Origin of the sequence: Sphingomonas sp. SORGH_AS_0870 (assembly GCF_031453175.1) — a bacterium.
Lineage (GTDB): Bacteria > Pseudomonadota > Alphaproteobacteria > Sphingomonadales > Sphingomonadaceae > Sphingomonas.
Window position 1 is genome coordinate 1 of sequence record NZ_JAVIYW010000001.1, and the last position, 23,301, is coordinate 23,301.

The 23,301-nt window shown below is 61.7% G+C and carries 18 protein-coding genes and 1 pseudogene; 5 read left to right on the top strand and 14 right to left on the bottom strand.

The features are described 5' to 3' along the window. Positions 1-9: 9 nt before the first annotated feature. From QE363_RS00005 to QE363_RS00035, 7 genes are all read right to left on the bottom strand, one after another. Complete coding sequence (locus tag QE363_RS00005) at positions 10-1,959, bottom strand: hypothetical protein (protein ID WP_309690479.1); 1,950 nt, start codon at positions 1,957-1,959, stop codon at positions 10-12. Next, positions 1,956-2,891 carry a rhamnan synthesis F family protein gene (locus QE363_RS00010; RefSeq protein WP_309690481.1) on the bottom strand — a complete coding sequence of 312 codons (936 nt, stop codon included), beginning with the start codon at positions 2,889-2,891 and terminating at the stop codon, positions 1,956-1,958. Before QE363_RS00010 ends, QE363_RS00005 begins: the two co-directional genes overlap by 4 nt. Next, positions 2,888-4,201: an exopolysaccharide biosynthesis polyprenyl glycosylphosphotransferase gene (locus tag QE363_RS00015; RefSeq protein ID WP_309690483.1), complete on the bottom strand. Its 1,314-nt coding sequence runs from the start codon at positions 4,199-4,201 to the stop codon at positions 2,888-2,890. The genes QE363_RS00010 and QE363_RS00015 overlap by 4 nt, the downstream gene beginning before the upstream one ends. Positions 4,202-4,654: 453 nt before the next feature. Next, positions 4,655-5,917 (bottom strand): hypothetical protein, encoded by a 1,263-nt coding sequence (locus QE363_RS00020; RefSeq protein WP_309690485.1) that lies wholly within the window; start codon positions 5,915-5,917, stop codon positions 4,655-4,657. After that, positions 5,871-8,078: a polysaccharide biosynthesis tyrosine autokinase gene (locus tag QE363_RS00025; RefSeq protein ID WP_309690488.1), complete on the bottom strand. Its 2,208-nt coding sequence runs from the start codon at positions 8,076-8,078 to the stop codon at positions 5,871-5,873. The genes QE363_RS00020 and QE363_RS00025 overlap by 47 nt, the downstream gene beginning before the upstream one ends. A 14-nt stretch (positions 8,079-8,092) precedes the next feature. After that, the gene (locus QE363_RS00030) at positions 8,093-8,788 is read right to left on the bottom strand and encodes a polysaccharide biosynthesis/export family protein (RefSeq protein ID WP_309690491.1); all 696 of its coding nucleotides are present in this window, start codon (positions 8,786-8,788) and stop codon (positions 8,093-8,095) included. 80 nt (positions 8,789-8,868) lie between these two features. Beyond that, positions 8,869-10,239, bottom strand: coding sequence for an O-antigen ligase family protein (locus QE363_RS00035; protein WP_309690494.1), 1,371 nt, complete (start codon positions 10,237-10,239; stop codon positions 8,869-8,871). 279 nt (positions 10,240-10,518) lie between these two features. Between QE363_RS00035 and QE363_RS00040 the strand changes: the two genes are divergently transcribed. Beyond that, positions 10,519-11,370 (top strand): 2OG-Fe(II) oxygenase, encoded by an 852-nt coding sequence (locus QE363_RS00040; protein WP_309690499.1) that lies wholly within the window; start codon positions 10,519-10,521, stop codon positions 11,368-11,370. Between the two features lie 478 nt (positions 11,371-11,848). After that, positions 11,849-13,057 (top strand): annotated as a pseudogene (locus tag QE363_RS00045) (IS3 family transposase). Here the strand turns inward: QE363_RS00045 and QE363_RS00050 are convergent. After that, a protein-coding gene (locus tag QE363_RS00050) for an IS5 family transposase (protein WP_405053154.1) occupies positions 13,005-13,795 on the bottom strand; the annotation gives its coding sequence in 2 pieces (ribosomal slippage) (positions 13,005-13,477 and positions 13,477-13,795; 792 coding nt in all). The pseudogene QE363_RS00045 and the gene QE363_RS00050 overlap by 53 nt on opposite strands. 813 nt (positions 13,796-14,608) lie before the next feature. After that, on the bottom strand, positions 14,609-15,166 hold the full coding sequence (locus tag QE363_RS00055) for a site-specific integrase (protein WP_053058597.1): 558 nt from the start codon (positions 15,164-15,166) through the stop codon (positions 14,609-14,611). A gap of 237 nt (positions 15,167-15,403) precedes the next feature. On the opposite strand from QE363_RS00055, the gene QE363_RS00060 reads away from it, so the two are divergent. Beyond that, positions 15,404-16,189, top strand: coding sequence for an EAL domain-containing protein (locus QE363_RS00060; protein ID WP_309690504.1), 786 nt, complete (start codon positions 15,404-15,406; stop codon positions 16,187-16,189). 16 nt (positions 16,190-16,205) lie between these two features. Here QE363_RS00060 and QE363_RS00065 read toward each other — a convergent pair whose 3' ends face one another. The 3 genes from QE363_RS00065 to QE363_RS00075 all read right to left on the bottom strand — a co-directional run bounded on the left by QE363_RS00065 (position 16,206) and on the right by QE363_RS00075 (position 20,109). Continuing rightward, complete coding sequence (locus QE363_RS00065; protein WP_309690507.1) at positions 16,206-17,741, bottom strand: family 43 glycosylhydrolase; 1,536 nt, start codon at positions 17,739-17,741, stop codon at positions 16,206-16,208. A 69-nt stretch (positions 17,742-17,810) separates the two neighbouring features. Further along, complete coding sequence (locus QE363_RS00070; protein WP_309690510.1) at positions 17,811-19,319, bottom strand: hypothetical protein; 1,509 nt, start codon at positions 19,317-19,319, stop codon at positions 17,811-17,813. Between the two features lie 331 nt (positions 19,320-19,650). Then, entirely contained in the window at positions 19,651-20,109 is a 459-nt protein-coding gene (locus QE363_RS00075) for an RES family NAD+ phosphorylase (protein WP_309690512.1), read from the bottom strand. Between the two features lie 219 nt (positions 20,110-20,328). Between QE363_RS00075 and QE363_RS00080 the strand changes: the two genes are divergently transcribed. Beyond that, the gene (locus tag QE363_RS00080) at positions 20,329-20,508 is read left to right on the top strand and encodes a DUF5808 domain-containing protein (RefSeq protein WP_309690514.1); all 180 of its coding nucleotides are present in this window, start codon (positions 20,329-20,331) and stop codon (positions 20,506-20,508) included. A gap of 66 nt (positions 20,509-20,574) precedes the next feature. Here the strand turns inward: QE363_RS00080 and QE363_RS00085 are convergent, their stop codons facing one another. Next, a complete protein-coding gene (locus tag QE363_RS00085; protein ID WP_309690516.1) occupies positions 20,575-20,904 on the bottom strand; it encodes a hypothetical protein in 330 nt (109 codons plus the stop codon). A gap of 259 nt (positions 20,905-21,163) precedes the next feature. Further along, positions 21,164-21,892: a ZIP family metal transporter gene (locus tag QE363_RS00090; protein ID WP_309690518.1), complete on the bottom strand. Its 729-nt coding sequence runs from the start codon at positions 21,890-21,892 to the stop codon at positions 21,164-21,166. Positions 21,893-22,095: 203 nt separating this feature from the next. Between QE363_RS00090 and QE363_RS00095 the strand changes: the two genes are divergently transcribed. Then, the gene (locus QE363_RS00095) at positions 22,096-23,268 is read left to right on the top strand and encodes a glycosyltransferase (protein WP_309690524.1); all 1,173 of its coding nucleotides are present in this window, start codon (positions 22,096-22,098) and stop codon (positions 23,266-23,268) included. Positions 23,269-23,301: the final 33 nt, after the last annotated feature.

The window sequence follows — 23,301 nt, forward strand, 5'->3', positions numbered from 1 at the left end:
GAGGAAGGGTCATACGGTTTTCCTCGCCGTCCCGTTGACATAGGCGAGCGCATCCTGGCGACGCTCGAATGCCATAATTTCATAACGGCCGATCTCCACCGTGGATTCGTCGTTACCCGCCCCTAACAGTTCGATATGCAATGCGCCGACTGGGGCGTCGCACCATGTCATGCCGGCGACGCTGCACAAAGTGGTGTGCTCGATGGGAAAGCCTGCAGAGACGCCACTCGTTCCGGTCACGGTCAGCGCCACCGGCGGTCCAGCGGCGAGCCGGCAGTCGATGATCCACGCGACCCAGCGATTGCGTGGGGCATTGCCTTGAGGGAGCAACTGGACATGTTCGCCAGCAGCAACGCATATAGCCTGGCTGGCCGATATCTGTCCTTCGATGATTGCCGAGGAGATGGTAGTGCCGCCCGTCGATGCGATCCGGCCATCGCGATGCGATAACAGCGTCTCCCCGTAGGTTTTGCGCACCGCGCGCCAGTTGCGCGGCGGCATGGCGAACGACAGCGCTCGATTGGGACCGAATTGATACGTGGCCGCGATACTGGCGACCAGTCCCTTGGGAGCAAAAGTGCCGAACCCCCGGGCATCATAATGGACCAGTGTCGACATTCGGTCGGCAGTGACCGATTTCAATAAATCCAATGCGCAGTCGCGCGTCACGACCGTAGCATTCGCCAGCTGCAGGTCGCCGATCGGGGTATCCTCGAACCGGACGAGGCCGGTATCCTTCAGATAGGCATAGACTGGTCGCTGCGGCCGGTCGATCGTGACGGATTCTGCTGTGGCATTCTGCTCGTTCCAACAAGACTGTACCAGCATCCCTGGCACGCCCTCGACACCGTTCAACGCGTTGATATAGAAGACGTAACCTGGATTTAGCTCCATGATGCAATGGTCAAGTGTGATCTGGCCGGTGCCGATAGCGGAGCTGTTCATGAAGAACACGGCCTTGGCTGCCCCCGCGAAGTGACAATCGCGAGCCACCAAATTGCCCGCGTGCATCGGCTCGCCCGGAGTCATCGTACCAACCGAATGAATGTGGTAATCGGCCGCTCCGAACACGCAATTCTGCAACCATAACCCAATCTGGCCATAGGGTCGGCTGATACATGTCTGTAGCCGGTCGAAGCGCACATTGCGGAACACGGTGCGGCCGGCAAATTCATCGAGCGGCTGTCGGGGCAGGTGTCCCGCCCGAAAGCCGATGCCTGTGCCGGTGCCAATGACCGACAGATTGGCGATCTCGACGAGCGACCAGGATCCGGAATTGTAGCCTGCCTCGAGTACCGGGCGATCCGCTGCGATGGGAGTCAGGATCGTCGCACCCATTCCTGCCCCCGCGATACGGACTGTTCGTGAAGTCAACGCCAGCGCGACGTGGTGCGTACCCGCCGCGAAGAACAAGGTACCGCCGCCACTGGCGGCCAACGCATCGTACATTTGTTGGACGCGCTGTGACGCACTGCCTGGAGCGACAATGGTGGTCGCTGGCGGAAAGGGGCCGGAGGGTTCGAAGGAAACTGTGGCGAGGCGGACGCCATCGCCTGTCGGCACGAAGACGAACTGAGCCGCACCGATCAATCCCCCGGTCACCTTCCGGGCTTCCGGTAGCAGGACGTCAACACGCTGCTCGTCGGGGTGTATCAGATACCCCCCCTCCACCAGCGTAAGCGGGACGCCCTTCAGTCGTGCCAGCAACGAGGTGCCGCGGGCATCGTTCAGTCCTGCGATGCTTGGTCTAGGTATGCCGAGATCATCAAGATAGTCCGGAAGTCGGCCCTGACGGATGGCATCAAGCAGAGCGCGTATCGGCACTGTGTAGCGTTGCGATGGCGCTGTGCCTTGCGCTGAGCAGCCGGAACTAAGTGCGGTCGAGCCTCCAATAATGAGCGCAGTGGCAAGGGCAGCACGGCGGTTGATAACACCTGATGTGTTGACCGTATCGTTCATGCCGTCTCCGCCATGTCGGACAGCGGATGGCCACGCTCCGCCAGAGCTTTTTGCAGCAACGTCGCGTCCTGTATCCCCCGGCTACGCCCAAATAGGGACTTTTTCAGGAACGGAAAACCCTGTGCCAGCAACTCGGGGGCGACATAGAGCGACGGATCCCCGCACACCGCGGCATCGGCATACCATAACGCCCCCACCGTCATATGTCGGGCCGCGATCCGCGCGAAGCGCGTCTCTTGCAGGTAAATCACCGAGCGATAGTCTTTGAAGGCCCAGCGACCTGGCATCACTGTGCGCAGCGCTCGCACACGTCGAGGCGTCACGTCGCGCATCTGGAAAGCATAGGACTGGATATGGTTCTCGATCAGCGAAAAAGCCGTGAACCCAGTCAGATCCCAAGGCGCATTAGCCAGCAGCGGCTCCAAATCGGTAAATGGCCCGTAGATGGAGTCGTTCAACACCAGCACGTCGGCATGCGGCGATGCAGTCGCGATCATTCCTAATCCAAGGCGATACGCCGAAAAATCATATCCGCCGAGCCCCTTCCAATACAGCGCATCAGCATAATCACGCAAGGCAAGCGGTACTTGATCGGGCTGAGGCGCAGCGCATATGACCATCAGTGGCTGCGCCATCGCACGCAGGCGTGCCAGGGTGAAGAGATGAGCCTCTGACAACCGGCCCTCAGGTGCGTAAACGAAATAGCAGGTCCAGCGCGGTGCGGGGAAGACTGGCACGATCGTAACGGATCGCGGGCGGCGTTGAAGACCGTTCAGCAGGGAGTATAGGCGGATCGCCTGCACACTGGCGGGCGCCCGACCGGACTTGAACGTCCAGCCCTGCTCCAGGCTATCGAGCGGCGCCTTTTCAAAAGTCTGCGGCGGCTTGCCCCGCCACCGCCTGAGGGCGGCCATCAATCCGATCCGCTTCACCGCGCGCCATAACCCGTCATCATCGTCTTGACTGTCTTGGCGATGATCAAGATGTCCATCCAAAGCGAGAAATTTTTGATGTAATAGAAGTCATAGTGCAGCTTGCTTTGCACGTCCGCCACGTCGGCAACATGGCCCTGCAGCACCTGCGCCCAACCGGTGATACCCGGACGCACGATATGGCGATAGCGATAAAAGGGAATTTGCTCTTCGTACCAGCGTGACAGGACTGCCGCTTCAGGGCGTGGTCCAATCCAGCTCATCTGTCCCTTCAAGATATTCAGGATCTGCGGCAACTCGTCGATCCGCGTGCGACGAAGAATCTTACCTAGCGACGTGATCCGTGCGTCTCCGCTACGCGTCATCGCAGTCTCCCGTTCAGACATCGCGCCACGTTCCGCCACCCGCATCGTGCGGAACTTATACACCATGAACGGTTCGCCTCGGAAACCGATGCGCTGCTGCTTGAACAGCGCGGGACCATTCGAGGTAAGCCGAATGGCGAGGGCGATCGCCAGCAACAGGGGCAGGAGCATAAGCCCCATGATCACGGCCACGATCCAATCTATCAGACGCTTGAGCATCAGAAACGACGTATTAGGGATTAGTGAGCCAAAGCTGTTTTCTGACAGGTGTTCGAGTTCGACGCGGCCGGTCAATGACTCTGCCAGATGCTTCACGTGATATACAGGAGTGCCGGCGAGGGCGAAATCGCTGAGCGTGCGCTCCCATTGATCAGGAAGGTCAATCCTCAGGTCGGCTGCAATCGCATCCAAGCGACCGATGATCGGATCGTGGTTGGAAGGACAGCCATCGGCAGGTAGTTCCACCCAGTTTATATGCGGCACCTGTGGCAGCTTGTCGAACGCTCCGAATGGCAGATAGCCGATGCGCAGCCATTGATGACGGTGCAAAGTGGAATGAACGAAATAAAACCACGCAACGCTCAAGACATAACCAGCAATTAATTGCGTGCGCGCATATTCAAAACGGCCGACTGTCAGCACAATTGCTATCGCGGTGAAGGAGACCGTAAAGGAGGGCAAAAGGAATGCGCTAGCCTCGACGCCTGGATAGATGCTGACGTTGCGGAACAGCCAGTTTCCCAGAATGACTGCACAAGCGCACCACAACAGCGTAAGGTGGAGTTGACGCATTCCAATTTCGTCGTTCGCCACCATCAGTCGCACGACATAAGGAACGAGCGTACTGACCAGCAGTCCGCCAATCGCTTGGTATCGCCATCGAGCCAATACTCCCGCAAGCGAATGAGGACGTGCGACACGGGTGTTGATGGGCGCAATCAACATTAAACGCCTGTGCCGTGCGCCGGAGTCAAAAGCGTCATTATAACCCTCGTCATTCGGTACATGCATCTGCAATCGGCACCGTGGTTCTGTTAGCGGTGCGCTGGAGGCCGCCTGCATGCTGCATGGCAGCGGTGTGATGCAACTCAAAAACGACTAGATACCCTACTGGGACGGCCGACAGCGGTTCTGGCGTCCTCATGTGCCTGTGCGGCCTCATTACCCTGCCCAAGCATGGTTAGCTTTTCACGCGTGATGCGCGTGTCTATCCGCGTCTCACGGCGTGATAAGATCCGTCCAGTCGATACGCGGCCGGTATTACTATTGTCTTGCTCGCTGATCGCTGTCTGCTGACCAAGAGTCGTGGTTTCCTGAGCCTGTCCCCCCTCCGAGGGATAGAATGGTCCCAAGGCGGCAAGGAGGAGCCATGTGGCATAACAAGTACTCATGCGAAACTTACCTCACCCGAACCAAGTCGATATCGCTGACAGCACCAGCAATCCCGTCGGGATCGTCTGTCGCCGCCAGCACCAACTCCAGCCACTGCGCCGGGCACCTGGTCACCGTGACCAGCGCCTGGACACGCTGCGGCGTTCCAGTGACCACAGGCAGCGGCAGTTCCCCTAGATCCTTATTCTGGCCGACGCAGCGCAACCGCCAGACTGGCGCACTATCGCCAGCATGGTTGTTCGACATCACCTTGCTCGACAACCGATAGGTGCCGGGGGGGAGAAGCAGCATCTGGCGGGCGACGACCCCGCCGGTGCCGACCGGCGCGTTATATCCGAGCCGGCGACCATTGCGGTCGTCGATCACGACGCCCGTCGCACTGCCATCGACGTCAAAGGACCAACCAAAGGCCAGGCCTTCGCTGACCATATCCTGAAAACGCGGATTGCGGATGGTATCGCGCCGTGCCGAAGGGAAGGCCGCAGCGAAAAGCGCCCAAGCATGTCTATAATCGCCAGCCTGGATCAACCTGCCCTCCAGCGATTGGATTGCCAAGGGCGTCACCGGATAGCCTGCCGCAAGCAATATCGCAATCAATCGAACCATGTTGCCGGGAGCATTGGAGGTCGACGCCGCCTGCAGAAGGAAGGTGTTGCCCCATGGTGGCTGCCGTACGATCGTTTGCGCAAGCGGCAAGATCAACGCTGGGTCGCTGGTTGCGGCGGTAAGCGGGCCAAACAGGATTTGCGGGGCACGCTTCGACGCGCGCAATGCTATGTCGTAATGCCTCAATGCCTCCGCGACGTCGCCCCGGTTGACGGCATCCTCGATCAGCCACAATTGCGTCTCGAAATCACGGCGCGACAATGCCGCGGCCTGACGCAACAACGGGCGTGCCCTGTTCGGGCCGCGCTCAGCCTCCGTTGCGAAACCGATCTGCCGTAAAGCCGCAGCGGACACGGGTTCGCGGAGATAGGCACGCCGTGCGAAGTCGGCAGAGCGCCGTACGCCTTCAGGTGTCAACGATGCCATCGCCTGCGTCGACATCCCCACCAGCGCTTCAGCATTGTTGGGCGCAATCTTCAGCGCGAATGACGGGGCGCTTCCCGCCGCGACAATGCCTAGGCCGACCCGCAGCACCGCGTAGCATAACGCCAGCAGCAACGCTCCCCAGCCCAGATACCAGATGGCGCCATGCGATGCGCCATCCGCATCTCCTCGATCAGGCCGGGTCGCTGAGCTTCTCGCCATAACCATATCCGTAATCATAGCCCTGGCCGTATTGCGCTTTGTCGGATTCAAACTTGGTCAGGACGACGCCTAATGTCCGGGCATGAGCAGCAGAGAGACGACCCAGCGCGATTTTGACCGTCGTAAAGCGGATTCCGTGGCTTTCGACCGTAAAGAGTACCGCCTGCGAACGGCTGGCGATCAGCGGTGCATCGGCCAGGCCGACTACCGGAGGGGAATCGATAACGATGTGATCGTACCGTTTGCCCAGCAACGATAGGACGTTGCTAAAGCGAGGTCCTGTTAGCAGTTCAGCGGCATTGGGCGGCACCGGTCCGGCAGTCAGCACGTCCATATCGAAAGATTCCGACCTTAGGATTGCGTCGAGCCCGGTTTCGTCGCCGGCAAGATAGTTGCTGAGTCCCTTCTTATTGGGCAGGTCCAGCACATGGTGGACCGACGGCGAACGCATATCCGCGTCGACCAGCAGCACGCGCTTGTCCGACCGTGCCAACAGTACCGCCAGCGACAATGCCGTGGTCGACTTACCCTCGGCAGGCCGCGTACTCGTGACTGCGATCGTCGCCGGCACGCCAGTATCGGTCGAGAAGGCCAGATTGGTCGCAACCGCAAGATAGGCGTCGACCAGTTCCGACTTGCGGTCGTTCAGCACCTGAACCGGGCGGCCATTCTTCAATTTCGGAATGACGCCCAGCAGCGGCATCCCAATCAACCGTTCGGCCTCCTCCGGATCGGTAATTGTCTCGTCGCTCTGCTCAAGGACATAGGCGATGCCTGCACCGATCAGCGCGCCAGCGATGACCGACAGGAGCAGATTGAGCAGCAGACGCGGACTGGAGGGGGCTTGTGGCACCTCTGCAGCATCCACCACCGATATATTGTTGACGCCTATACCGCTGGCAACGCCGATTTCCTTGTAGCGTGCGAGCAGGCCATCATAAAGCGAGCGATTGGTATCCACCTCTCGCTGATAAATATTATACTGGATGCTCCGACGGCGCAAATTCAACAGGCCGTCCTTAAGCGTATCGACCCGGCGACGCAGGCTGTCTTCGCGGCTCGCTGCGGTCCGCAATGCGGTGCCAAACGAATTGGAGACGCGGCGTTCCTCGCGTGCGATGGATTGATCGATATTTGCGATCTGCACCGCAATTTCGCGGGCGCTCGGATAGTCCGGTGTGAACTGGACCATGAGGCGCTGATAGTTTGCAGCGAGTTCCGCTCGGCGCTGCCGCAATGCGTTAATCGCGCCATTTGTCAGAGCCTCGGTAACGGCGCCATTCGCTTTGGAAGCTTCCTGGAACTGCGCCTGAGCTTGGATACGGCTCGCCGTCGCGCGATCAAGCTCTTGATTTAGATCGGCCAGATCCTGCGCAATCAGCGGTCGGCTGCCGGCTCCGCCACCCAGTCCTGGTAATTCGAGAATTTTCTCGCGAGAAGCGAAGGCGACCAGCGAGCGCTCCGAGTCTTCCAGCCGCTTACGCAGCTGGTTGAGGCGCTCTTCTAGGAAGCGTCGGGCATAGGAGCTGGCATCATAGCGCCGCTCAAGCGACAGGGCGATAAAGTTGGATGCCCAAGCATTAACGATCTTCGCCGAGAGTGTCGGATCTGGGCTGGAAAACGAAATCTTGACCAAGCGTGAGGCACGCGCCGGCACGACATCCAGATGCTTGAGCAATATGGCACCAGCCACACGTTGCCGTTGTGCCCGACCTGCCGCCGTAAAGCGACCGTTTGGACCTGTGACGGCGTCTGTGAGCTTGATCGAAAAGGTTTTGAAGAAAGTGGGATCGTCGACGATTCCGGTGCGGACCGCAACGCGCTCTGCGAGGGTGCGCGATTCCAACAAGCCGTATTGCGTCTGATAGAATTCCTGATCCCCTTCGCTCGCCTCTTGCTGGACGCCCTGGATATTCACGATCCGGTTGCTCTCGCGAGCAATCTCGAGCGTGGTTGCCGCCTTATACATCGGGGTCATCAAAAACGTGATAATCAGGCCGACGAGGACGCAAGCGACAATCGCACCTAGAATGTAGCGACGCCAGCGCATCGCGATGCGCAGATACTGACGGAAGATCGACGGCTGCACATCGGCAACGGCCGCCACTTCATGCTGCGGCCGCGTTGCTTCAAAGGTGGTGCCGGATCCGAACCCTAGGGCTGCCGGAATTTTGTTCATGGAGCGGCCTTAATTCAGCGGTTCAGAAGAGCGATAAGTGGCGCGGTGAGGAGAGGCGACACCGCGATCAAGTTACGGAACATGCGACGGGCCGGGGAGTCTCCGACCGTGATGATGTCATTGGCGTAAATCGGAGGATCGCCATATGCACCACGGCGGATCGCATCGAGATTATACAGCCCAGCCACCTTATGGCCGTTCACCATTCGCAGGATGACCACATCGTCCGTCTTCGCATATTCGGTGAGGCCCTTCGCGGATGCCAGCGCGCGCATCAGGGTCATCTGATTGGTGACAGGATACAAGCCGGGTTCGGTTACCTGTCCGTCGATCGTGACAACCTGACTGACCGAGCTGCGAATATTGACGGTCACTTGCGGGTTCCGAAGGTACTTGCCACGCAATGCGTCTTCGATCTTGGCGGCCAGTTCCTCGCGGGTCTTGCCGATGGCATCGATATTACCGACCAGCGGCATGGATATGCGGCCGCTGGCATCCACCTGCAGTTCGCGTGTCAATTCGGGCACGTTGAAAACGTCAACGAAAATCACGTCCAATGGCCCCACGAACGTCGCGCGATCCGGCGGAGTCAGGTCAGCACGCGTTGGCTCGGGCAGCGAAACCGCCTGGAGAACCGTAAGATCGGGAGAGCTTTCGATAGGCTCGCGGTGTACACAGGCCGCCAGCAATAACGCGCTGGCAACTGCCAAGCCAATTGAACGCATGATTAAGTTATCCTGATCTCAGGCTGATCCGAAGCCTATACCGGCTAGCTTCAGCGTGGTAAAGGTCAGCGAGTTAAAGCTGCGTCTTTCCCATTTTCCGGGCCCTGTCGAACACGCGGCTCGTGCAACCAAACCGCGAACAGGGCGAACAGGGCCGCCATCAAGGGGGTCCTCAATGGGTAATCCACGACGCTGGCGCCGAGCATCAGTATCATCAGAACCGATGCGAGGCGGGCGAGGCGTGTGGCGGTACGATTCGGCGGGGATCGCCAAGCAATGACCATCTGGAACGCCAGCCATCCTAGCGCGACGGCCAAAATCAGCGTGCCCAATAAACCACCCTCTAGAACGATCTGGACAAAATCGTCATGAGCTTGATTAAAATATGTAAGCTTGAGGTCATTCAAACCCTCAAAGCGGCGGAACGCCAGGTTGAAAGTTCCAAAGCCCGCCCCCGCCGGGAAAAAGGCTGAAGTCATCTCCACAACGCGAGGGAACAAGCGTGCGCGCGTATCACCGGCAATATCCATGGCCATCAATCGCTGCACGCTTTCAGCACGATTTAGGGTGGAAGTGAGGCCGATTAAGCCAATAAATCCAAATAGCATGCCCGCGACCAACAACTTGCGGGTACGGCGCCTTTTAACCTTCTGAAGGAGTCGCTTTGCCGTGTCCGATAGAAAGGTGAGGGCCATCACCAGTGCGGCAGCACCGAGCAACAAGCCCGTGCGCGAGCCAGTTGCCGGAATTAAGATGATCAGCAATAGGGCACCAGTGGCCGCCGCCCCCCATCTCAGCCAAGGCGTCATGCGCGACAGCTTGTGACCTGTAACCCATACCGCTAGCATCGGAAGTCCGATGACGAACAACAAAGCCTGGTGATTGCGGTTGGCGAAGATCCCGCTACCTCCGCCATCAGTCGATTGCCTCAATGCTATCCAACCACTACCCGACATCAGTCTTGCCAGTACGATAATTATGCTGAAGCCCACGACAGCCAATACCACTGAAAGAAATTCAGCCCGCTGGCGATAATGCATTTTTGTGAGCAGTGCGACCACTGAAATGGGCACGATAAGCGACAGCAGTGCGTTCCAGGTTTGATCGGGCGACAGCGTCAGCGGTCGCCATATCTTGCTCATGCCTATTAAAGAACCCTGTTGTGCATACAGTTCGCGCCCAGAAAGGGACGACCAAATCGAGAATGGCAAGGGAATAAGCTGGACGGCAACTAGGAAGGCCGCCGCGGCCAGACCGACCATGACGGGGCCGGTAGCGCGATCAAGTTTGGCGGGACGGCTGAATATGGCATACATCAATGCGAGGATTGCGCTCATTCGCACAATCACCTGGACGGGTTCGTCAGCTCGCGATGCGCCACCGAACAACATGAGAATGACGAACAGCGCGATCAGAATCAGTTGCTCGGCCGGCATCCATCGGATGCGAGGTGCGCGACGTCTCAACGGCGAAAATCCTTGCTCTTGGCCATATGCCGATTGGGCGAACGGGGGTATCTGCAACAGCGGAAAACGGGCAAATTATGGCGTATGGTGATTACCTTTGAGGGATTAGCATTGAGTCATAAGGTTGGCAACGCAAGCGCCAAGCTTGGCCACCCACAAACTTGCGCGGTACGATAGGCGCATCATATAGTAGCGATTTTGGCATTGGCCGGTATTTCGGGCATGTCGAATAGAATAGAGAGGTAGGTTGTGAGCGATATTACAGCTGAGATTGAGGGCCTAGTTAACCGTAACACGATGGCCGATTTTATCCTCGCACGCCTGGAGAACGAGAAAGATAGAATACAGGAGATGATAATTTCTTCATCTCATGGTATACCTTATTTCTATATTGATGACGTTTTGCCTTTGGAAGTCACAAGATCCATCGGCTTGGCGTTTCCTGCGCCCGAATCCATGCGCCTAAAAAAAACGATCAGAGAGTATAAATATATTGCCGCGCAGATGGATAATTACAATCCTATCCTGGAGGAGGCTGTTTATGCCTTCCAAGATAGTAGGATAGTGAAACTTATTGGAGAAATGATCGGCGCGAACACCCTTTTTCCTGATGAGCATCTGTATGCAGGTGGCATATCTCTAATGGGTGAGGGACAGTATCTTAATCCTCATATCGACAACTCGCATGACAAAGATAGAGAAAAATGGCGGATTCTCAATCTTCTGTTCTATGTTTCGGAAGATTGGAAAGAGGAAAATGGCGGAAATCTGGAGCTCTGGCCTGACGGCGTTGAAGGTAAGCAAATAACGATTTGGAGCAAGTTCAACCGCTTAGCCGTCATGGGGACTCATGATAAGTCTTGGCATTCGGTGAGCCCAATCCGCGTAAATAATTTTCGTCGTTGCGTTTCAAATTATTATTTCTCTGATAATCCTTTGAGAGATGATGACAACTTTCATGTTACGTCATTTCGTGGACGTCCGGAACAACCAGTGATTGATAAGATTCTTCAGGCGGATACAAAACTAAGAACGGGTATTCGTGGTATTTTGTCGCAAGGGATTGGCAATAAAACGCACGTCTACAGGAAAAGTGACTGATATTCTGGCTGGCTGCAGGTCTCCTGGGATTTATGCCCGGCCTGGAGCCAGCTCTGCGGTTCCGGAAATAAGACCTTGTGTTGCATGGCGGAGGGCAATTGTAATGATCATGCGAGAGCGATAGGCTGTCGTTCTCAGATCATGACGTTGAGGATGACGAGGAATTGTCGTGCGATGGCGATGCCAATTGCCTGTGGCGCCTTGGTCCTTGGCGCGCATCCCATTGCGCATGAAAGTGAGGGCGGGGAGCTTGCTCGCTAGAGCGAGCCGAAGTACGGGGAGTTTACCAATCAAGGCGGCCAGGATGGTGGGTTCGGCGCACGGGACGGCGTTCAGCAGGCGGGCCTGCTCGGTCAGGGTCAGATCTCGGGCGACGAAGTCTACAATTTAGGTCTTGTCTGCTGAGCTGGCCCCCATTTCGACCGGACGGATTCAAGCCTAAGAAGGAGGCTTGGGGCTATCCCCTAAGCATAGGCTTATGTCCGTGTCCGAGATCATCACCGACGGCGGTCGTCGCCGTCACTGGAGCACGCCTGAGAAGCTGAGGATTGTCGAGGAGACACTCGACGGTCGCGAGAGCATCTCGGTGGTGGCGCGCCGCAACGGCGTGGCGCCGAACCTGCTGTACCGCTGGCGGCGGCTGATGCTGGAGGGCGGGAGCGTCGCGGTGGCTGGCGACGACGACGTGACCAGCAATCGCCAGGTCCGCGAGATGGACAACCGCATCCGCGAACTGGAGCGCCAGCTCGGCCGCAAGACGCTGGAGGTCGAGATCCTGAAGGAGGCGCTGGAACGGTCGCGCCCAAAAAAAGCGAGCTTACTCATGCACTCGCCGCTGCCGGAGACTATCCGGTGAGCCTGGTCGCCAGCACGCTCGGGGTCGGGCGCTCGACGGTGTACGACCGCCTGACCGGCCGCACCCGGACGCGCGGGCCGTACGCCAAGGCCGGGGACGCGGACCTGCTGCCCCGTATCCGCCAGATCGCCGCGCAGCGGCCCACCTACGGCTACCGCCGCATCGCGGCGGTCCTCAATCGACAGCAACGCGCCGAAGGACTGGCGCCGGTCAATCACAAGCGCGTCTACCGCATCATGGCCGCGGACCGCCTGCTGCTGGCGCGGCGCTATACCGAGCGGGCCGACTATGGCCATGACGGCGTCGTGGTGGCGATCCGCTCGAACCTGCGCTGGTGCTCGGACGGCTTCGAGTTCACCTGCTGGAACGGCGAGGTCGTGCGCGGCGCCTTCATCATCGACGCCCATGACCGCGAGATCATCGCCTGGCGCGCGGTTGCCAATGCGGGCATCAGCGGCTCGGACGTGCGCGACATCATGCTGGAAGCCGTGGAAACCCGCTTCGGCGGTATGCGCGCGCCCGTGCCGGTCGAGATGCTGTCCGATAACGGCTCGACCTATACTGCCCGCGAAACACGCACCTTTGCCCGGCAGCTGGGCCTCAAACCCTGCTTCACGCCCGTCCGCAGCCCGCAGTCCAACGGCATCTCGGAGGCCTTCGTTCATACCCTCAAGCGCGATTACGTCCGCGTCTCGCCGCTGCCTGATGCTCCCACCGCGTTGACATCGCTGGCCAGATGGACCGAGGACTACAACGACAACCCCCCCCCATTCAGGGCTCAAAATGCGTTCACCGCGCGAACATCGCGCACTGGTTTCTGCAACCGCTTGAATCCGTCCGGTGAAACGGGGGCCAGATCATCTGCATTTATCGTATCCAGATCATGGCGCATGCGACGGAAGCGTTTAAGTTTGTTGAAGAAGCACTCGATCTGGTGGCGCTCTTTGTAGAGCCGCCAGTCGATTGCCGGCTTTCGGGTCCGGCTGGGATTAGCCTTGATCTGCGCCGTTGTGCCGAGATCATCGGCAATGAAGATGCGGAGCGGATCGGCACCGCAGGCAGCATCGGCGATGACATGACCGACGCCGCGCAGGCCTTTCAGCAGATCCAGCGCCTGGGGAGCGTCGCCACGTTGCCCCGGCGTCGGGTGAATACGGATCGGCAGTCCGATGGCGTCGACGGCCGCGTGTAGCTTGGTCGTCAGTCCGCCACGCGAACGGCCAATCGCGGCAGCTTCAGCCCCCCTTTTGCGCCGCTTGCATCGGCATGGACCTTCGAGATCGTGCTGTCGATCAGCACGTATTCGAAGTCCGGCGTGTCGGCCATCGCATGGAACAGCTTTTCCCAAACGCCAGCGTGCGACCAACGGCGGAACCGCGCATGGACCCCGCTCCATTTGCCGAACGCCTCCGGCAGATCACGCCAGCGTGCTGCATTGCCCGCCATCCACAAAATCGCATCCACAAACAGCCGATTATCGACCCCGCTGCGCCCACGCAGTCCATCCCGCCCAGGAAGATGTTCCGCAATCCGCTCCCATTGCTCGTCCGTCAGCGTTCGCCTGCTCATGATCTGGCTCGTTCGCCAGCCTTGAATCAGAACTTACCGGCAATGGGAATCCTCAAATGCAGACAGGGCCTAGGGGTCGAGCAGACTGGTCATGACCTTTATAGCTTGGGCAATTTCGAACTGCCCCACGCCCTAGTGATGCAGCTTTTTGGCGTTGCGCATGCGGGAGGGTCGGTCTTGTCAAGCGTACCGGTCGCGCAAATCACCTCGTGCGCCTGACGCGGATTAACGTGGGAGAAGGAATGTCCGTGGGGCGCCATTGAAGTCAAGCCAAACGGCAATGGCGGCCGGCATGTTAGCGATCAAGGGCTGCCGAAGTGCTCGATAATATTTGTTATGTAAAATAGATAATACGGTCAGCCTATTGAGCTTGTTGTTCCCAACACCGTGCACCTCAAAAAAAGAATCAAGGGAATATACCAACGTGGCCACAGCGCGAACCCAGTTTTGGGCCTCCCTGCAAGCAGCTGCGTCAAACTCCCGCGCCAGTTGCCCGTCGGTAACCCTATGACGCAGAGATCGTCCGTGGACGCCCCATACGAAACAGCGAATGAGGGCCCGAATATCCGACCAGGAACGGGACCCATCCGAACGTCGTGCTCGATCACCGACCGCCTGGCGCGGTTTGGGTTTTCTTTTTCGTAAGATTTTGTAAAGAAGCATGGCTAACGCAGGCGAAGCCATTGTTTTTCAATGGTTAACTGAGTTTCAAAATAGCCAAAACTGTAACATGCCGCAATATGATTGTGTAAGTCCTTGACCCTCCAAGGACTTGCCTGGCGCAGTCATGGGCGTCGATACGTCCCGCCTGCCTCAGACTCCGTGCCACATGCGTTTGGCGAGGTTTCGTTCTTCGTGCCCCGTGGCGTGGGTGTAGATCGCGGTCGTCTTGATGTCGGCATGGCCGAGCCAGCGCTGGACCATGTTCAGGGGCACGCCGGACTGCACGGCGTTGACGCCAAAGGCATGGCGCAAGCCTTTGGGGGTCGCATAGCTTCCCCGGATTCCAGCGGCTTGCATGACCTCGCATATGCGGCGATAGCCGGTCATCCGGCACCAGGGGAATAATCGTTCGGGCGGCAGCTGGCCCTTTTCCAGCCCGTGGCGCAACTTGCTGATGATCGATCGTTTGACCGGGACCGATCGGAACATGACTTTATCTCTCTTCTTCAGGCATTTGATGACGATGCACTGTTGATGGAAGTCGATATTGCTTTCCTCCAGCGCCAGCGCTTCGGATATCCGGCATCCGGTATAAGCAACGATCAGGCAGAATATTTCTATCTCGGGAGGATAGCATCGCGTCAGCTTGATGAACGATTGCAGCTCGTCCCGCGTCAGATACTTCCGCTGACCCTTCGCGTCGTACATCGACCAAGGCATGTTCGAAGCCTCTCCCCGGTTTGAAGGTCCCGAAGATAGCGGGATTATGGTTTGAATTCTGTTCAATGGCTGACGACCCGGTTGTTACAGTTTTGGCTATTGCGTCACCGGGCGGCGATCTGCGGCGGATCGCGACGACAGGGGGGGAAGGTGGCGCGACATTCCGACGACGGGCCATGGGCAGACCGCGAAGATACCGGGGCCGATCGCGGCGATGGAGGGGCTATGATGGCATGCCCGTCGGCATCGATGGCGCTGGTGTGGCAACCCGTCCGCGACGTCCGGCCGGGCGGCGCGATCCTGTATCACGAAGGGCTGGTGCGCTTCCCCGAGACCGATGGCTGGGACGCCGCGCCGCACGCGACGCTGGCGATGATCGAGCGTTGCGGCGGAAGCCTGTCCTTCGACCGGCTCATCGTCCGCCGCGTGATCGAAGCATTGCGATCCGATCCCGTCGCGGTCCTCGGCGTCAATCTGTCCGCCGCCAGCACCGATCCCGATGGCTGGAGCGATGTGGTGGCGATGCTGCGGAGCGATCGCGCGATCGCGCGCCGCCTGATCGTCGAGATCACCGAAACCGCGCCCTTTGCCGACATCGACAGGGCTGCCTCATTCTGCGCGCAGCTCCAGGCCGCCGGCGTGCGCGTCGCGCTGGACGATTTCGGGGCGGGGCATTCGTCCGTCGCCACCGCGCTGGCGTTGCAGCCCGCGATCATCAAGATCGACGGCGCGTTCGTGCAGCAGGCCGGGGCGAGCGCCACCGGCGCGGCGCTGTTCCGGCATTTGGTCGGCATCGCCCGGTCGATCGGCGCCCTGACCATCGTCGAAGGCATCGAGACCCGCGAACAGGCCGATATCGCCCAGGACGCGGGGAGCCTATGGCAGCAGGGCTATTTCCATGGCAGGCCGATGCGGCTGCGCCCCGCCAGGACCCAGGCCGATTTCATCGCGTGGAGCGACCCCGCGCATCGCGCCGGGGCGGGACTGTTCACCCCCATCTCCTGGCGATGATGGCGGCGCGGCCGCTTCACGCACCCGAACAGGCAGCAGGCGCGTCGGCCGGTCGCGGCGTGACCGGCGCGGGGCCGGGCGACAGCGCTTCCCATTCCTCCACCGCCAGCCCCGCATGGCGGTCCCCCGCCCCCGACGCGTCCATCACCGCGCGCAGGCAGCGGGTGGTGACGGGGGCGAAGCGCACCTCCTGGAATCGCTCCACCCCGGTCGGATAGGTTCCCGCGATCCGCCGCCAGCTCCCCTGCCCCCAATATTCCAGATGCCAGGCGGCGGGCGGGGCGACGCCTTCGTCCGCGCCGGCGGGATGGTCGGCGAAGAAGCGGATGCGCGCGCCGTTCAGCGTCACCGGCCGGGGCCAGCGATATTCGATCCAGGCGCTCGCCGGATTCTGCTTCGTCCAGTTGCCCCACATATCGGGCGGCAGCGGACTTGCCCGCACCACGCCGTCGTTCAGTGCGGCGATCCAATATTGCACCGGGCCGGGCGCGTTGGAGGCGGTGGCCCAGGCGCTCAGTGCCCGGTTGCGCGTCGGCGGGGGCGGCGGGGCGGGCGCCCTGCTCGGCTTTACGGGGCGGATCGCGGGCGGCGAGACGCTGTCGTCCCACGCCATCGGATCGAGCGCGACCGAGCGGCGGAAATGCCCCCCGCCCTTCGCATCGGCGGTGTGATAGGCCAGATACCAGCGTCCCTTGAACGGGACGGCCCCCGCATGCGAGGTGGTCGACGACACCGGGGGCAGCACCACCCCGCGATAGGTCCAGGGCCCCATCGGGCTCGGCGCCGAGGCATAGGCCTGGCACGCATGATAGAGCGTCGGCGTACAGGCGCTGCCCGGCCCGGTCGTGTTGGCGGCGTAGAGCAGATAATAGGTGCCGCGCCGCTTCATGATCCAGGGCGCCTCGAAGAAGCCGGTCGCGCCGGTCACGACCTGCTCGGGGCCCTTGGGGGTGACCATGTCGGGGGCCAGCTCCATCGCGCGCAGCCGCCCGAACGTGCCCCAATAGATATAGATACGGCCGTCATCGTCGATCAGCACGGTCGGGTCGATATTCTGGATGTCGTTGGCCACCGGCACCGTTTGCGAGATGATCGGGCCCGAGGGGTGCGCGTCGCGCCACGGCCCGGTCGGGCGGTCGGCCACCGCCACGCCGATCGCGAACCGGTCCTTCGCCCCGCCGTCCCGCTGGAGCACCGGCGCATAGAGATAGAAGCGCCCGTCCCGCCCCTTCACGATCTGCCCGGCATAAGCGCGGCCCGGCTCGGCCCAAGCGAAGACGCGCTCGGGCCGGGCGATGGCGGGATAGTGCCGCCACACGCCGCTGGCGGGGTCTTTCGTGGAGAGCAGCTGCCACTCGTTCATGATGAAGTCGTTGACGCCGCTGGGCGCCTCGTCGCGCCCCGCCAGGATCCACAGCGTGTCGCCATCGACCAGCGGCGCGGGGTCGGTGGAATAGTAACGCCCATCGGCGAGGATCGGATTGCCCCGGCTGTGGATGGTCTCGGAGGCGAGCTGGGCGGCGAGGAGGATCAGCGGGATCATGGCGGGCATAGTGGCCGAGCCTGTCGCGTCTGTCGATATAGTATACGGTTTTATCTACCTCGGGAGGGGGAGAAACGGCTATCGATTCAGCAACGCCGCACCCGGACACCCCGCCGCCCCCGCCCCCGCGCCCGGCCGATAGACCAGCCGCACCCGGCTCGGCCCCGTGGGCACGCAGGCGGCCAGGTGATAGTCGCGCGCCAGCACCTCGCGCAGCACCGCGCGGGTCGCCGGGTTGCCGAAGGCGAAGCGCGGATAATCGTCGACGATCGCGCCGGGCCGCGCGGCCAGGATGCGGCGGACCTCGGCGACGGGATCGACGCCGATCGCGGCCGCGCTCGCCTCGTCCCGGGTGGCGAGATGCCCCGGAAACACCCATTTCGACGGCAGGCAGCTATGCGTCAGCAGGTAAAGCGCCGGATAGCCGTCATAGACATAGAGACAGCCGCGCGTCGGCATCGCGGCAACGGCGACGGCCTGCGCCTCGGCCGCGCCGCCCTTGGTCCGCTCGCTGAGGTGCAGCACGATCTGCCCCGCCGCGCCGATCGCCAGCAGGAAGGCCGCGATCCCGGCGCGGCGCCAGCGGGCCAGCGCGGGGGCGGCGACCAGCGTGGCGGGCAGGACGATGGGCAGCGCATAATGCGGGCTGCCGAACCGGCCATAGAGCAGGACCGCCGCGCCCGCGACCGCCAGCCAGACGAGCAGCAGGCGAAAGCCCTCGCGCCGCTCCGCCGGGACATGGCGCCAGGGCCGCCCGAAACCGATCGCCAGCCCCAGCGGCGACAGGATGCCGACACAGGCGGCCAGCCCCTCCAGCTCGTCGGCCAGCGGCCGCGCCGCCTGTCCGCCGAGCGAGACGATATTGGCGAAGAGCCAGGCCTGCCCCTGCCCCATCGCGGCATAGCTGCCCAGGGCGACCAGCGTCGGCAACAGCGCCAGCGCGACCCAGACCAAGGCCATCCCCGCCAGCCGCCCCAGCGGCACCCGCTCACGCCAGCCCTGCCAGAGCAGGATGCAGCCGAACGCGAACCCCTCGGGCAGCACCGAATATTTGACCTGGAGCGCCAGCCCCACCGCCGCCATCGCGACCGCGCCGCAGGAAAACAGCCGCCCCCGCCCCTCGACCGCGCGCAGCACCGCGCTCGCGGCGACCAGCATCGCCGCATTGTAGAAGACCGGGGACTGGCCCCCTTCCCCCTCCATCAGGTTCAGCCAGAGGATATAGAGGATCGCCGCCACGACCGCCGCCCCCGGCCCCGCAAAGCCCCGCGCGACGCGCTGGATACCGAAGGCGGTGGCGATGACGAAGCCGGTCGCGACCAGCTTATAGGCGAGGAACCCGTCCCCCCCCAGCCACCGCGCCCCCGCATAGAGGAGGAACAGCCCGATCGGCTTGCGGTCGAAGATATCGACATAGGGCATCGCGCCATGGAGCATCCGGTCGCCGACCAGCAGATAATATTGCTCGTCGAACCCGATCACCGGATTCCCGAACGTCCGCGCCCGCACCACCAGCGCGACCAGCGTCAGCAGCAGCAGGACTAAAGCCTGCCCCCGCCACCCGCTTTGCCCCTGTCCCTTGCTCATGAAACGCGCGGGTGGGTCGCTTTGCGGGCAAAGGCAAGGATAAAGAGGGCCATGTCGAACGGCCCCGCCCCCGTTTGACGAAGGAAAGGGCATCGATCAGCATCGCGCCATGTCATCCCTCCTCTCGCGATTGAGTCGCGCAGCGATGCGCAAGCCACGGTGGCGAACACCATGGAATATCGCCGCAACAGGACTGGCCTGGCTGTTGAGCCGGTTGTCAGGCTTGAGCCGATGGCCTCTGAACCGCCATGATTGTCTTGTCGCCGCTGCGTTTCTGAGCGCGGGCCTGGCGGTGGATATAGGGGGTTTGCGGTCCGAGAGGCGGTAAGCGTCAGCCTGCGGTGTATCGTTCCAACATCGGCGGTCGATGCAGACACTCCGAGAAGCGGAAAGGTCGGGTGGACAGAGGGGCTATGTCGGCCGCGTCGGCGTGCAGCGGGTTCATCAAAATTATGTCGGCTTCGGGCAGGACGGCGGACTGGACGGCAATGGCGAGCGACCGCCGCTGCTTTGCCCAGGCGTCGACGAAAGCGACCTTTGCCTCGCTGCCCAATGCGTGGGGAACCCGCTCGACATCACAATCGATGGTCGTCCAACCCAAAACGAAATCGTCGTCGGAGAATGCCGGGGTGGCCTGGACATAGCGCAGTGCTACCAAGACCGCTAATCCCGGCTCACTTGCGAAGTTGACCAATGGGACGCCGGGCGATGAATAGCGCCCACCCGATTTCGCCGCACCCGCCCCATCGAGGGCGACATATTGTGGTCGCGTAAGCCGCCATAGTTTCATTCCATCGCGTTTATCAGGTCCGGCGCGATTGTCTCAACACACCAGCCTTGCCGATCGGAAACGACGAGCGAGACGCTGTGGGCGCTCCCGGAATCGATCGGGAAAGGAGAATGCGTGCGGCTTCTCCAAACCCGCGGCGGATAGGGAAATGCGAACTATCGACGCACCGTGATCGTCTGCGATATATGGAACATCCGGTATCGAGACGGGGGTTGCACGGTGAGCAAGGGGTATGATCTACTCGGGCTTTATCATGATGCCGACGATCCCCGCGTGATTGTTCCAAAGCGCGTCAAGGCGCTTGGTTGGACGATCAATGTCGGCCATCAAAGGGGCCGATTGGCTCTTGCCAGTGTCGGCGTGGCGATCCTGATAGCTGCCGCCTTGCAGTACGGATGAAAGCACCTGCCGCGCAGGATCTAATCCCTATCGGGATCGAATATCAGGAACGACCGAGTTCGGTGGTTAGCTGCCGATCCGGTAATCAATTCCCGCTTCGATCTCGCGCCAACGCCTGACAAGATTAAACGGCAACAGGATTAGCAATGCCCAAGGTGGCGTTAGCAAAAGGCCAAAAACGGCGGTAAAGCCGAAGAACGCTGTGGCATCGAAAACGCGGGTGTCCAGGACGGTAAAAACATTCGCAGCCAGTGAAAGCAAGAACGGTAACCCGGCCCATATTACCAAGAGGGTGGTGCGTGCTTTTGACTTCGCCAGAAAGCCGAGGCCGATCCCTACTGCCACTGCGGCAGCGGCGAGGCCGACCAACGTCGAAATAGGCAATTCATCCCACACGGAGCTAGATTAGTTTCATGCCGGAGTGCCTGCTACTGGGTGTTAGCGGAATGTCTGCTCGTGGTAGCTTCCAGCCATTCTCGTTTGGGAATGGCCGCACGGGACGGCGTTGCTCGATGGGCCTGAGCACGCCTGCCTCCGCCGCTGGCGTCTCGCAATCCGGTCCCAATGGCTCTTCCCCGAAATGGTGCCGGATCGACGGGGAAACGGGACGCAACTGCCGTCGTCCACCCCCCAATCGCAACGATGACGCGCAAATTCAGTCCACGACCGCGATCAGCGCCATCAGTGCAAAGCCGAACCAGGGCATGACCCATCGCGCCCTGCCGGACGTGGGCGCGCGGGCGCGATGGCGTTGCAGGCCGAAATGCAGGAAGGTGCCCGCGCCCAGCGCCAGGATGGTCGGCTTGGCCAGGGGCCAGGCCCGTTCCTGCCGTATCGCCACCGCCCCCAGCGCGACGCCGAGCGGCAGCGCGGCGATGAACATGTTCTGCATCGTCAGGGCCCTGCGGCGGGAGAGCGGGCTTTCGGTGAGCACCTGCGCCAGCGAAAACGACGCCGCCCCCTTGTGCGCGATCAGCGCGAGGAACAGCGCCAGGACCGCGGCTTCGCGCGACGTGGCGCCCAGGGCCGCCCCGGCCAGGAAGCTGTGCGCCGCCAGCGCGATGGCGGCCGCGAGCGCGGGGACGGCGGAACGGCCGCTGCCCAAGGCCAGATGCTCGAGCAGGGCAAGGCCCAGGATCGTCGCGCCGCAGATGACGAAGGGCCAGGGATAGCCGGTGCCATAAGCGGCATAGCCCTGCGCCGCGTCCGGCAGCATGTGGATCAGGCCTGCGCCCAGAAAGATACCGGCGGCCAGCGCATCGCCCGTCGCGGCGATCGGCGACCCGTGCAACGGGCGGCTCGTGCGGAACCAGGGTATCGCCGCGACCACCGCCACGACGACCAATGTCCCGGTCAGCAGGATCAGGAGAAGCTCCCGGTTCACGCTGTCACGCCTCCCATCGCCTGCGCATCATGGATCGATGGCGATGTGATGGTGTATCATTGGGGATCGGTCAACATGGCCCGCGTCCGACCGCCGCCCCCCTCATCACGAATACGTCACGACAAGGTATCGTTTTTGCCGTCAGTCATGCTATCGGCCGGAAATATGGGCGGGCTTTCGGTGGATCCTCTGCGGCGATCGGGGTGGACGGCGTTTTGCGCGTCCTGACCTTCCTTCACAGTTTCGAGCCGGGCGGGGTCGAGCGGATCGCGTTGCGGCTCGTCCGGCGCTGGCGGGACAGCGGTGTCGATGCGCCGCTGTTCCTGGGGCGGACCGACGGCGCGATGGCGCGGGATGTCGGGGCGGGGCTGGACTTCGTCACGCCCCGGCGCCGCTGGCCGGGCATCGCGCATTGGGAGACGATCTGGATGGTCGCCACCCTGCCGCGCGCGGTGCGGACGATGCGGCCGGACATGCTGTTCTGCGCGGGCAACACCTATGCCTTTGTCGCGGTGATGCTGAAGCTGATCCTGGGACGCAACTGCCCGCCGATCGTCGCCAAGATCAGCAACAATCTCGATCGCACCGACGCGTCCTGGTTCTACCGGTTCTTCTACCGCATCTGGCTGCGCATCCAGGGGCTGGCGATCGACCATTTCGTCGGCATGGAAAAACCGATGCGCGCCGAGATCGTGCAATGCGTCGGCGTGTCGCCCGCCCGCGTCGCGATCATCCCCGACCCGGCGCTGTCCGAGGCGCAGATCATGGCGCTTCGGACGCCGGTGGCCGCGCGGACGCCTGTGGCGGGGCGGCGCTTCGTCACCATCGCGCGGCTCGCGCCGCAGAAGAATCTCGCGCTGATGCTGCGCGGCTTCGCGGCGGGCAGCGATCCCGCCGACACGCTGACCCTGTTCGGCGAGGGGCCCGAGCGGCCCGCGCTGGAGGCGCTGGCGGCCACGCTCGGCGTCGCGGACCGGGTCGATTTTCGCGGCTATGTCACCGATCCGGCGGGGCGACTGGGGGAGTATGACATGCTGTTGCTGTCCTCCGACTATGAAGGCGTGCCCGCGGTGATCCTGGAGGGGCTGGCCGCCAATATCGGCATCATCGCCACCGATTGCAGCCGGTCGATGGCCGCGCTGTTGCAGCAGGGGACGCTCGGGACGCTGGTGCCGGTCGGCGACGCGGCGGGCTTTGCCGCGGCGATCGCGCGGGCCCGGCCGGGAGCGCAGGACGCGCACCGCACGCTGCACCAGGCGCGGCGCTTCGCCATCGAACAGGGCGCGGACCATTATCTGCGCGTGATGCACGGCGTCCTGCGGCGTCGCGCCGCGCCCGCCCCGCTCTGCGGCGAACCGGTCCTGCCGCTCCTGTAAGTGGCTTCGATCAGGGGGGAATTCCGGACCGGG

What these genes read in the sequence shown, in the direction of transcription:
- QE363_RS00005 (WP_309690479.1), bottom strand. Translation starts at nt 1,959, where the DNA reads ATGAACGATACGGTCAACACATCAGGTGTTATCAACCGCCGTGCTGCC.
- QE363_RS00015 (WP_309690483.1), bottom strand. Translation starts at nt 4,201, where the DNA reads ATGTTGATTGCGCCCATCAACACCCGTGTCGCACGTCCTCATTCGCTT.
- QE363_RS00020 (WP_309690485.1), bottom strand. Translation starts at nt 5,917, where the DNA reads ATGATTACGGATATGGTTATGGCGAGAAGCTCAGCGACCCGGCCTGAT.
- QE363_RS00025 (WP_309690488.1), bottom strand. Translation starts at nt 8,078, where the DNA reads ATGAACAAAATTCCGGCAGCCCTAGGGTTCGGATCCGGCACCACCTTT.
- QE363_RS00035 (WP_309690494.1), bottom strand. Translation starts at nt 10,239, where the DNA reads ATGCCGGCCGAGCAACTGATTCTGATCGCGCTGTTCGTCATTCTCATG.
- QE363_RS00055 (WP_053058597.1), bottom strand. Translation starts at nt 15,166, where the DNA reads ATGTACGACGCGAAGGGTCAGCGGAAGTATCTGACGCGGGACGAGCTG.
- QE363_RS00060 (WP_309690504.1), top strand. Translation starts at nt 15,404, where the DNA reads ATGATGGCATGCCCGTCGGCATCGATGGCGCTGGTGTGGCAACCCGTC.
- QE363_RS00065 (WP_309690507.1), bottom strand. Translation starts at nt 17,741, where the DNA reads ATGCCCGCCATGATCCCGCTGATCCTCCTCGCCGCCCAGCTCGCCTCC.
- QE363_RS00070 (WP_309690510.1), bottom strand. Translation starts at nt 19,319, where the DNA reads ATGAGCAAGGGACAGGGGCAAAGCGGGTGGCGGGGGCAGGCTTTAGTC.
- QE363_RS00075 (WP_309690512.1), bottom strand. Translation starts at nt 20,109, where the DNA reads ATGAAACTATGGCGGCTTACGCGACCACAATATGTCGCCCTCGATGGG.